An 11,105-nucleotide genomic window follows, 5' to 3' on the forward strand; every position below is an offset into this window, starting at 1 on the left:
TGTTTTTTTATCAATTTTGCATATATGACAAATATGTTGAATAGTTAGGAGTCGATAGACCGTAGTTGCATCGCGCCCATTAGCTAAAGCAGCGCTCCCTTTGGTCGGTTCGTAATTTAGTCGATAGTCCATAGTCAGCAATGTTTTTTTATCAATTTTGCATATATGATAAATATGTTGAATAGTTAGGAGTCGGTAGACCGTAGTTGCATCGCGCCCATTAGCTAAAGCAACGCTCCCTTTGGTCGGTTCGTAATTGAACCATTCGTAATTAGCTAAAGCAACGCTCTCTCCGGTCGGTTCGTAATTCACTCATTCGTAATTCGTAATTCTCAAATTCGTAATTAACCAATATATACCCATGAAAAATCTCAAAACTTTTACTTTCACCATTGTATTATGTCTACTAGGGGCTACCTATGCAATCGCCCAGTATAAATCGGACGATTGGAAAGACCGCGATAAGTGGCAAAAGGTGCCTCAATTGCTCAAGGCAATGAACATTCGCCCAGGCGCCAAAGTAGCCGACGTGGGCTGTCACCAAGGTTATATGACCATGCATTTGGCAAAAGCTGTAGGCAAAACGGGCAAGGTGTACGGGGTAGACCTGAACACCTACCGATTAGACGCGCTCAAAGAAGAAGCCATCGAGCAGGGCTACAACAACATTGTAACCATCAAAGGCGAAGAAAACGACCCTTTGTTGCCCACTGGCAAACTCGACGCCATCATTATGATTGATACGTATCATCACATATTGGAAAAACCGCTGAAGTACCTCAAAAAACTAAAGAAAGCACTGAAGCCAGGCGGGAGGTTGGTCATTGTAGAGTCTATCCGCACTTATCGCAAACAACTCAGCCGCGACGAGCAAAAAGAAAAGCATAACTTAGACATTGGTTTTGTGCGTTATGATTTTAAAAAAGTGGGGCTCATCCCTGCCGATTTTAAATACCCGCTCACGCGTTGGAAAAACAAAAAAGAAGTGTGGGTATGGTACCTTGCTGGGGTAAAACCTAAAGAGGGGAGTAGGTAGTTAATAAAAGCTTCAAGGTATGAGCATAAGCTACAAGTGTTCCCTGTTATGCAAGTAGTTGTAATAGCCTCAGGTCTTTAGATACTGATGTGGTGGTAAGCCTTAAGTTTGAGGCTTAGGCCTCTACTTTTTTGAATAAAAAAATGCCCAACTTAAGGTCCTATAACTTAAAGTTGGGCATTTATATTTTATAGCCATTGCCTTGCTATAGTTGCTCAATTTGTTCTTTGGTCAAATCAGTCACTTTTATAATATCTTTGATAGAAAAGCCTGCCTTTTTCATTTTTAAAGCAGTTTTGAGCATTCCTTTTTGTTCTCCCTCCTGTCTCCCTTTTTTCAATCCTTGTTGATAAAAGTCGTCTTTTTCGATGTCATACGTAATTAGTGATGCGTAATAAATTTTTTAACCTCGCAAAGGTGAGTAATTGGAAGATATATTTTTGTAACGTTGTTTTAGAGCCAATTAGTTCTTGCAAGCGCTCAATTATTTTTACTAAAATAACACGCGCTTCTTTATTTTCAAAATTACCCAAAATCGCCAAAATGATTTCTTCTGGGACGTCAGACTCCAGCAAGGGGCGGTAGTCAAGTGCTTGCATTTCAATGAGCTGATAACCACTAAAAACCTTGGCAGCAGGCAACTGACTACGCATTTTAGAGGGCTGTTGCCCCAAATAAATCACAAACTGACAAATGGGTAAATCATACTTTTCGCTAATCAGAGCATGGTAAAGCCGCATTCTTTCCAGCATTTTGAGGTGGTCGGTCGTTTGAAACTCCAAATGAACAATGAGTTCTTCGCCCTGAGTAGTGGTCACCTTTTGCAAAAAGTCAGTTTCCCGTTCTATAGTTCTTTGCAGCTTCCCCTTGATAGGTTCGCTTTTGGCAACCTCAATGCCCAAGTACCTTTTGCTTAATCTGGGAAAAATCGCCGCAATATTTTCCTTGATAATTTTGTCGTATTCTTGTGCCATGGCTGGCAAAGTAGATGAAACATTTGTATGAACAAAATGTTTAATTCAGGGCTTTTTATTTTGTTTTTTTGAATAAAAAAATGCCCAACTTTAAGTACTTTGCAAACCATCAAATCATCCTCAAAACTGCTCCCTTAAGCGCTCCAGAAAAGGAATAGGAGGCACATCGTTTACTATGATCCCTGCACCTAATTGATGAATTTTTTGGGCGCGGGTATCTATGCGCAATGCCAGACTGAGCCCTTTTGCCTGCATCCCAATCAATTGGCGGGAAAGCTTGCCAGTGGCCCCTTTGCTTAGTTGAGCATACTGTGGGGCATTGACCGAGGCGTACCCTATAGACTCTAGCAAGTGTTTGAGCATGGCAAAATGAGCCTGGGCGCGGTGTTCTATTTGGGCTAGTTGCTGCAAGGCATCCTCGGTAGCCGCACACGCTGCCTCAAAGTTGTATGTTTTGAGGGTTGCCTTGAGCTTTTGGGCAAGTGCCTGGGTGAGTTGGGTTGCCTCGTGTAGGTGGGCAGGGCTTGCCTGTTGCGGATACAAAGGCGGAGTTTCGGGAGGCAAAATGTCATCCATTGGCACAAAATCGTTGGCAACCACGCCAATGCCTGCCTGGTTAAACCTACGTGCTTTCCAGTCGAAATAACGGGCAACGGGCAACGATATTTTTTCTGACATAATCAACAAATTCGAAAGCCTCACCGATTGACGATGGGTTTGTTGGGCGTATATTTTTTTCCGCCCTTGGTTAGTGTCTATAGCTTCTTTGAGATGGATATAAAAAGCGTTTTTTTGCATGGATTTGTGTTTAATAATTGATAAGGGGTTAGGGGGTTTTTTGTGCCAAAGGTAATACGCTCTGGCTTAAGTTCTTTCAACTTTGAATAAAAGAAAATCATTAACTTTCGTTAAATACTTTTTCGCCTCGTTTTGTGTTTTTGCAAATCGCCCCGTCAGGGCTTCGATTAGCTCGTGTCTCCATAAGCTGAGGCGATGAGGTTGAACATTAAAAAAACAAACACTCAAGCCATTGGTTGCCTAAGGGAAGCGAAAAAAATAACTTCCTTGACTTCTATTTTTGGCATACGGAATTAGGGTTGTGCGAAGTTTTTAAAATTATTGATATACAAACATTTATGCATAAATCAAGAGGTTTATTGTAGGGGCTACCCTTGTGGTCGCCCTAGCGAAGGAGTGCATACGTCGGCGGAAAGAAAGGCGCTGTTGGTCAGACACGACGCAAATGAGTATACTGTTTCAAAGTACAAGTGTGTATGCCATTTTTTTAAGTTGGGTAATTAATTACTTTCTTATCCCTAAATGCTGGCGCTGGCGTAACTACATTGAGCTCACTGCTAAGGGGTGAGCATTAAAAAAAGCAAACACGCAAGCCACAAGCCATCTGCGACAAGCTAAAGGCTTAAGACTGTAGAAACTCCTGACTCCCGACTCCCAGCTACTAACTCTTGACTCCCAACTCCTAAAAATCCCTTGTGTTTTTTACGATTATGCTTAACTTAGAGATTCAGTTGTCTAGGGGAGGGGCTATGGATGGTTGCCCAAATGCTGGCGTAACTACATTGAGTTCACTACGTGCTGCTCTTTGAGGGTTGCATTAAAGGAAACAAACACACAAGCCCTCTACGATAAGCTAAAGGCTAACAGCTTGAGGCTGTAGAAACTTCTATCTGTCGATTTTATAAACTGCTAAAAATCAGTGCTCTATAAGATCGGTAATAAGCTTGAAGCACCGATATACATCGGTATCTAAGGACTTGTCGCTAACAGCACCGATATGCATCGGCATCTAAGGACTTGAGGCTGTAGAGGTTCCCAACTACTAACACTCACTTATCAAACTTTTATGGCTTCGATTCACTTTGAGTTCCCGGTATGGGTTCAGTACAAAAACAAGCAATACATTATTCGTCCGTTGTTTGTTGCCAACCAAAGCGTAGCAAACGATCGTTACGAAAGGGCAATGAAAGGCCTGATAAAATCGGTGCGCAACGAATTTAAAAACTATAAAACCAATCGCGCCAACCTCGACTATTTCTTATGGTATTTGTTCAATCCCGATTTTAAATATGTAAACCTAAACCTGGAGTTTTCTTATGGGCAACGCTACTTTCATGGGCAAGTAGCCACCGCCTGGTTTGAGCACAACGGCTATACTGTAGTAACCATGCCTGCCTTTGACAACCTCTGGTTTATTATGGAAACCCGCGATCCTAAAAAAGCCGATGTAGTGCGCGAGGTCGAAGAGCAGATTCAGCGCTTTGGGCGGAGGTATAAAAAAGAATACGACGAAGAGTTTCTGATGGAGCCTTACCAGGCAAACGGCAAAGAGTTTTGCACGGCGGTAGACATGTATATGCACACTGCCGGAGAAAAAATAACCCTGGGCTATGTAGATGACGACATGTTTCAGCAGTTTTTTCGTCCCAACGCCACCTTCGAGGGGCGCGACGAAATAGAAAAAGTAGGCTTTGAACTCAACGATTTGTATCCGTCGGAACTGAACCGGGCTTTTTATCAGGACGAACTGGTAACGCAACTCGATCGGTTGATCTACAACCGCGAAAATGTGCCCATGGTTATTCTGGGGCCCCGTAGGGTGGGCAAAAGTACGTTGTTGCACGAGGTAGTGCACCGTTACCTGGAGCGCAACAGTGAAAAAGAATTGTACCACCTGGACAACCTCTGGAATGTAGACCCCTCGCGTTTGATTGCGGGTATGAGCATTGTGGGCATGTGGCAACGCAGGTTTGAGTCTATCATTAGGTTTGCCATGAACCCAATTACCGAGTACCCCCGCCGCGACAAATTATACTTTAACAATATTATTGCCCTTTTCAGGATAGGCAAATCGGCTCAAAACGACATGACATTGAGCGATGTTTTGAAACCTTATTTGCAAAAGCGAGAGATACAAGTAGTGCTAGAGGCCACCCCCGAAGAGTGGGACATCGCAAGCGAACTCGACCGGGGTTTTACCGATTTGTTTAAGGTAGTGCGCCTGTATGAACCTACCGAAACCAAGTCTTTGCGCATCATCAACAAAGTAAGGGTAAGGCTGGAAAGCGAACACGATTTTAAGATTAGCAACACCGGTTTGTTGCGTTTGATTGAGCTGCAAAAACGTTTTAATCAAAATATGGTGCTCATTGGTGCCATCGCCGAAAACCTACACCAGTTGTCGTCTAAATACTCTGAAGAAGAAGTAACCCCCCAAACGATCGTAGAAGAGTTTAGCTCTAAGACCCACCTCAACGAGCGCCTGGCCGACCCGGAGGTAAAAATTACCAAAGATGAGTTTCAGCAGTATATCTCACGCCGTCTGGTGGGGCAACAAGATGCGGTAGATTGCCTGGCCGACGTGTTGCACGTAATCAAGGCGCAACTCAACAACCCTGAGCGTCCGTTTGGTTCTTACCTGTTTATTGGCCCCACTGGAGTGGGAAAAACCCAAGCAGCCAAAGTAGTAGCGAAGTACCTGTTTAACCACGAAGACAGCCTGGTACGGTTTGATATGAATGAGTTTATCGATGGGGGAGCAGTGAGTCGTTTGGTAGGTGACCTGGACTATCCCGAAGGGCAACTCACCACCAAAATACGCTATAACCCCTATTGTGTGCTCTTGTTTGACGAGATAGAAAAAGCCCATCCCGATGTACACAACTTGTTGCTGCAGGTATTGGGCGAGGGGCGCCTGACCGATGCCTTGGGGCGCACCATTAGTTTTTGCAATACTGTAATTATCATGACCTCAAACCTGGGGGCAGAGCGGGTAGGCAAAGAAATTAACATTCAGCGACGCGCCGATTTGGCCTCCAGCACCTACGAAAAGTCAGTGCGTGATTTTTTCCGGCCTGAGTTTATCAACCGCATTGACAATGTGATCATTTTCAATAAGTTAAACCTGGAGCATATTGGACAAATCGCCTGGTTACAGATCAAAGAATTGCTCAAGCGCCACGGCTTTATGCGTCGTCATACCATTCTAAACGTGTCGGAAGAGGTACTGCAAAAACTTGCCGAGAACGGCTTTGACCCCGAAATGGGAGGGAGGGCACTGAAGCGCCAAATAGAGAAAGAATTGACCGTACTCATTGCCGACCAATTGGTAGAAACGTTGCCCGACACGCCCGTTATATTTAACTTGTTTATTCAAGACCACCAGCTCAAACCCTTGCTCACCAGGCTAGAGCATATAGAGGCTTTTGGTGAGTCGGCAATTCCTAAAATTGGAGATTTTGAAGTAGGCATTCAACACTTTGAGTATTTGCTCACTGAAGTTGAGCAGCTCAAGGCTGAAATGTTTCAATTGGCAGACGATGAAGACAATGCCATTATTGACCCCTCTACCATTACCGACTATAGCCTCATTCACATGAAAGAGGACGTGTTGAACATTGAGCAAAAGGTACGCAATATTATTTATGAGTACCAAACCCAAAACAACTTTGACCTGTCGCAATCGAACGTGCAAATACGCTACGTAGCGCAGGAAAAACTGATCAAAAATGATAATTCGGGCTCTAAAGTAGAGAAAAAATATTTTAAAGAGCTATACAGCGAACTAGAGATTTATGAATACCTGGAAGAGGTAGCCCAGGCAACCGACAGAATTGTACGAGAGTCGGACGCTATGTTTTTTGAGGTATCGCAAGCCTGGGCCTGGATTAGGTTTTATTATCATCATTACGAAAAAAGCGGGCTCGACCGGGTAATGATTTGCGTTATATCGCGGGTAGAAAAGGCAGGGCAAGACGAAGTAAAGTACTTGAAAAAACTGTATGAACGAATATACCCGGTAGAGCAAGTGATAGAGGCCAAAAACAACGAGTGGCATTTATATCTCAATGGCCCTGGTTTGTTCGACCTGTTTAGTTGCGAGGTAGGCTTCCACATGTTTTTTACCCCCCACGAAACACCCTTGCCAGTAGAAGTAAGCATTCACCGTCTGGGCAACGACGAAACGCCTGAGACTTTTGTCAATAACCTGGACAACCGCCGTTGGCAAGATATGGTGAAGACCGAAGAGGGAGTCAAAAGTTTAAAAAAGGTAGCGCATATCATTCGTTTGTATGCTTTCTCAGATTTGCTACAGCGCAAGGGGTCCATCACCGATTTGCGCACGGGCATTATCAATTATGAAGATTTGACGGATGCTGAGCTTAAGTTTTTGTTTTACGCCAATTTTGATGCTGAATTTAAGCTAAATGTAGAAGCTATAGAACCCCCTAAAAATGAGGAAGAAGAGGACGAGTCTTAAGTGGATTACAATAGTGTAAAACGTGGCCTGTTAAACAGCCTTTAGAAAATAAAAAAATCCTTGCCCGTTTCGTACGAGCAAGGATTTTTATTTAGGTTTTATACCTGCCGGGTTCTAAAAACCTGGCAGGTAGGGTGTTTGAAATTATTACAAGACAGCCTCATATAGCTCAAAGCACCTGTCACTGGAATTCTGTTAATCATCTCCGCTAGAGTCTCCACCTACCGCAGATTTGCTTTGGTTGCGTTTGGCGTGGAATGTTTTCCCGTCGGGCTGAGCGGCAATAAACTGCTTTATTTTCTTGTTTAGGTTTTCTTCGTTGAGGTCTGAATCGCTGTAGGTAGGAGTTAGCCCTTTTTGTCCGGGTAAATCTTCTACATGAATAGTTTGTGTAGGGAAAGCAAAACGAACTCCTAGTTCATAAGCCAGTCTCAATATATTCATCATAAGTTCGTGGCGTGCCCTAAGCTCCACTCCCCAGTCGTTTACCGTAAAAAATGAGTAAAACAAAATGTTGAGCGATGAACCGGCAAAATCATTCAGGTATACCTGGAAATAATCTTTGCGGGTATCGGGGTGTTCCAAAATTATTTGGCGCAAGCCTTTTACAAAAGCATCAATTAGTTCGGGAGGGGTGTCATACGTAAGCCCCAGCGTAGTAGAATAACGACGGAAGGCGCGTACCCCCATGTTGTCTATCACCATGTTGGCAAGCTTACCGTTAGATACATACATCACCGAGTTGCTAAAAGTTCGGATGCGGGTAGACCTAAAGCCCACTTCTTCTACGGTACCGTTGATATTTTCTGCCACTATCCAGTCGCCCACCTGAAAGGGACGGTCCATAAAAATAGTAAAAGAGCCAAAGAGGTTCTTGATAGTGTCTTGAGCGGCAAAAGCAAAGGCAAGACCACCAATAGACAAACCAGCCAGAATAGTGGTAACGTCGAAGTTGAGCGCATTGAGGATAAATATAAATCCAATGATATATACAAGGGTAATGAGCGCTTTTTTGATCAAAGGAATGAGTTGATCGTCTAAAGTTCCTTCCGTTTTTTCGGCAAGCTTGCCCATATACAAGGCAACAAAATCTACCAGGTGGTTTCCTATCATCATACCAAACACAGGCAGTACTACTTTTAAAAACAAGACTACATACTCGGTAAATGACAGCGGAAACTGGAATATGGGCAAAATCCAGATCCAGATTCTGACAATCAAGAACAAACTTGCCGGGCGTGCTATAGACTGGATCAGTTTCTTGGCGTTGGTACCGCGTTGTCCTTTGCCCAGTTTTACAATAAGCCGGGTAATGAGATTACGAAAAATATAAGAAAAAATTTTGTGCAAAAAGAAGGAGAAAATGAGCAACACTAACAGCGATAAGTAATGAAACAAGGTCATTCCCAATACTTTGTTGGTCACCCAGTCGGGAAATTTATGGATAATTTTCTCCATCATTCCTATACTGCGGTACAAGTCAGGAATACGGTCAAGCGTGTATTCAGAATACAACCATTGTGAGCCCACCTTTTCTACATATACCTCAGGTAGTTCTTTGGGAAAGAGAATGTATATTTTTTTGTTTGCCTCTGACGCCGTCGTGTCTACATATTTAGGGTCTTTGGGTAGCTTGCTATAGTCAACGCGTAAGCCACGGGCATCCAGAATTTTGAGCAATCGTTTTGCCAACTCTTCTCGCTTTTCTATAGATGCATACTTTCCTCCCCGAAAAAGGGCTTGTGCGGCTATTTCAGGGTGGTAGTTGTTTGTTTGGAGGTTGTCTATATGAGTAGATACAGCATGATAAGGCGTGTTAAGGTTGGCAGTCTTCCTTTTTGAGCCTTGCCCAAAAGCAAGGTGACTAAATAATAAAAAAATAAATGCAAAGTATAAACTAGTTTTTTTAGTATGCATTGTATGTCTTATCGTGTTTAAAATGTGATTGGATTAATTTCGCTTGATACTCTAATACAGGCGCAAAGTTAAAAAAAATGTCCAGAGGTTACGAAATTATCCAGTGTTCATTTTCAGGGTAGTTATTCTTTGAGCTTCTTGTTCTTTTAAGTCTTCCTTTAGAAAGACTTAAAAGTGTTGATGAATATAAGTCTCCAGGCTTGTGTCCAGCGTAGTAAATTCAAGATTGCTTAGTGATCTGGAAAAAATAAGATGTGCCAATTCAAGAAAATATATTGTTCTCAGACGATTCAAAAAAAACGGTGCATAGCCAAAGCTATGAAGCTTTTTTTTTGAGAAGAATGAGGGCAATAGATACACTTTAATGGCTCAAATTATTTATGAAAGATCACTTATTTGTTTTTTGCAAAAACATGAAAGCAGGGTGCTTTCTCAATAAAAAGGCACAAGTTTATAAATCCCGATTTTTCTTCGGGGCGAGAGACGCTTGCGCCAGCGGGGGACTTCTTTTTATCTATAAGTTTCAAGTGCCCTAAAGGAATACTTAAAACAGCGTGGGAGCTACCGACTCCGGACTAATTAACTCCAGACTAATGCTCATGCCCCACTTCGCCCGCCTTCGACTGGGCGTATACATAATAAGCTCCTTTTGTAACTAACCGCATGCCAGCAGGTATTTTATCCATCAACTTTACCGAAGTGTAGCCATTATCGGTAGTCCCTGTTATTACCTTAATAGGGATAAACTCCAGCTCACCTTTTCCGTGTGCCTTGCCAGCAAATACAAAAGTAGCCGTACCATCTCTTATAATTGCTTCATCGGACAAAGCATCTACCGATTGATTGTTGAGCCATATTTTTGCTGTTACAAACAAGTCTTTGATAAACCGGGGACGCACCTTTTGCAAATGCCCATGAATTCGTACCGTTTTGTTGGCTTTGTTAAACTCCTTGCCTATTACGTGTACCGTGCCCCTGTATTGCTTTTTGCCCAAAGCAGGCACACTATAAGTAATCTTTTGTTCCTCCGCCACCAGAGCAACGTCTTTTTCGAACACATCAAGCTCTATATGTAGGTGCCCCTCATCTACAATCTCCATGAGCTCGCGCGAAGGTGCTACATACACCCCGTTGTGCATATTGATAGAGGTAATGTAACCCGACATAGGCGCAGTAATGGCTACTTGCCGCCTTATATTTTGGGTGGTGAGTTGGGCAGTGTTGATACCCAGGTAATGAAGAAACTTAGCCATTCCTTCGAGCTGAGCTTGCTTGATGGCTACCTCTGAGCGTAGTTTTTGTACATTTTTTTGTACTCCTGCCTTGGCCTTTAGCAAAGTCTGTTGCCGAGCCATTTCCTGTTTTAGGTAAACTAGTTCCGCCTTGATCTCCAGGTACTTTTGCTGTTTGAGAATAAACTCAGGGTTTTCGAGGTAAGCAATCACCGTCCCTTGTTTGATGTATGCCCCTTCTACATATTTTTGGCTACCCTTGATAAACCCATCCGCCTTGGCGCTCACCGATGAGTAAGCGTTGGGTGGAAGCCCCAATGTACCCGTAGCTGTGATAAAATCATTGATTTTTACCTTACTAAGCCCCCCAAATTCCAGTCCTACGGTGCTTGCCTGGGCTTTGCTTAGGTGAATTCCCTCCGCTTTTTTTGCCTCGTGGGCATGTGGGTGTGTATGGTCGTGTTCTTTGTTTTCTTTGCCACCTACTTTTGCTTCCTGTACCGCTTTTTTATTAGCTGTCCCTTTGCCTTCAGGACTTTTACAGGCATTGGCAAAAGCCAACACTACACTGATGATGATATATAAATTGGTATGTTTCATTTTTCTTTTAGTTATTTAGTATTATAGCTTCAAGGTACGAGCGATAAGTAGCTACTATAGTCTCAAGT

At 43.1% G+C, this 11,105-nt stretch carries 8 protein-coding genes; 2 read left to right on the plus strand and 6 right to left on the minus strand.

From position 1 onward, the window contains the following. Positions 1-312 (minus strand): hypothetical protein (locus M23134_RS41975; protein ID WP_232296759.1); only part of this gene is annotated, 312 nt, incomplete at its 3' end. A 49-nt stretch (positions 313-361) separates the two neighbouring features. Here M23134_RS41975 and M23134_RS01365 point away from each other — a divergent pair. Continuing rightward, positions 362-1,036, plus strand: a complete 675-nt coding sequence (locus M23134_RS01365; RefSeq protein WP_002693120.1) for a class I SAM-dependent methyltransferase — start codon at positions 362-364, stop codon at positions 1,034-1,036. A gap of 205 nt (positions 1,037-1,241) precedes the next feature. On the opposite strand, the gene M23134_RS42425 is transcribed toward M23134_RS01365, so the two are convergent. From M23134_RS42425 to M23134_RS01380, 3 genes are all read right to left on the minus strand, one after another. After that, a complete protein-coding gene (locus M23134_RS42425; protein WP_002693122.1) occupies positions 1,242-1,376 on the minus strand; it encodes a hypothetical protein in 135 nt (44 codons plus the stop codon). 31 nt (positions 1,377-1,407) lie between these two features. Continuing rightward, positions 1,408-2,010 (minus strand): RpnC/YadD family protein, encoded by a 603-nt coding sequence (locus M23134_RS01375; protein WP_002693124.1) that lies wholly within the window; start codon positions 2,008-2,010, stop codon positions 1,408-1,410. Positions 2,011-2,130: 120 nt separating this feature from the next. Next, a complete protein-coding gene (locus tag M23134_RS01380) occupies positions 2,131-2,808 on the minus strand; it encodes a hypothetical protein (protein WP_002693126.1) in 678 nt (225 codons plus the stop codon). 1,066 nt (positions 2,809-3,874) lie between these two features. On the opposite strand from M23134_RS01380, the gene M23134_RS37345 reads away from it, so the two are divergent. Beyond that, positions 3,875-7,288 (plus strand): AAA family ATPase, encoded by a 3,414-nt coding sequence (locus tag M23134_RS37345; protein ID WP_002693127.1) that lies wholly within the window; start codon positions 3,875-3,877, stop codon positions 7,286-7,288. 195 nt (positions 7,289-7,483) lie between these two features. Here M23134_RS37345 and M23134_RS01390 read toward each other — a convergent pair whose 3' ends face one another. Both M23134_RS01390 and M23134_RS01395 read right to left on the minus strand, forming a co-directional pair. After that, positions 7,484-9,205: a mechanosensitive ion channel family protein gene (locus tag M23134_RS01390; protein ID WP_002693129.1), complete on the minus strand. Its 1,722-nt coding sequence runs from the start codon at positions 9,203-9,205 to the stop codon at positions 7,484-7,486. Positions 9,206-9,795: 590 nt separating this feature from the next. Continuing rightward, positions 9,796-11,037: an efflux RND transporter periplasmic adaptor subunit gene (locus M23134_RS01395; RefSeq protein ID WP_002693131.1), complete on the minus strand. Its 1,242-nt coding sequence runs from the start codon at positions 11,035-11,037 to the stop codon at positions 9,796-9,798. Positions 11,038-11,105 lie beyond the last annotated feature (68 nt).

Origin of the sequence: Microscilla marina ATCC 23134, from assembly GCF_000169175.1 — a bacterium.
In the GTDB taxonomy this organism is placed as follows: Bacteria; Bacteroidota; Bacteroidia; order Cytophagales; family Microscillaceae; genus Microscilla; species Microscilla marina.

What these genes read in the sequence shown, in the direction of transcription:
- M23134_RS01365 (WP_002693120.1), top strand. Translation starts at nt 362, where the DNA reads ATGAAAAATCTCAAAACTTTTACTTTCACCATTGTATTATGTCTACTA.
- M23134_RS01375 (WP_002693124.1), bottom strand. Translation starts at nt 2,010, where the DNA reads ATGGCACAAGAATACGACAAAATTATCAAGGAAAATATTGCGGCGATT.
- M23134_RS01380 (WP_002693126.1), bottom strand. Translation starts at nt 2,808, where the DNA reads ATGCAAAAAAACGCTTTTTATATCCATCTCAAAGAAGCTATAGACACT.
- M23134_RS37345 (WP_002693127.1), top strand. Translation starts at nt 3,875, where the DNA reads ATGGCTTCGATTCACTTTGAGTTCCCGGTATGGGTTCAGTACAAAAAC.
- M23134_RS01390 (WP_002693129.1), bottom strand. Translation starts at nt 9,205, where the DNA reads ATGCATACTAAAAAAACTAGTTTATACTTTGCATTTATTTTTTTATTA.
- M23134_RS01395 (WP_002693131.1), bottom strand. Translation starts at nt 11,037, where the DNA reads ATGAAACATACCAATTTATATATCATCATCAGTGTAGTGTTGGCTTTT.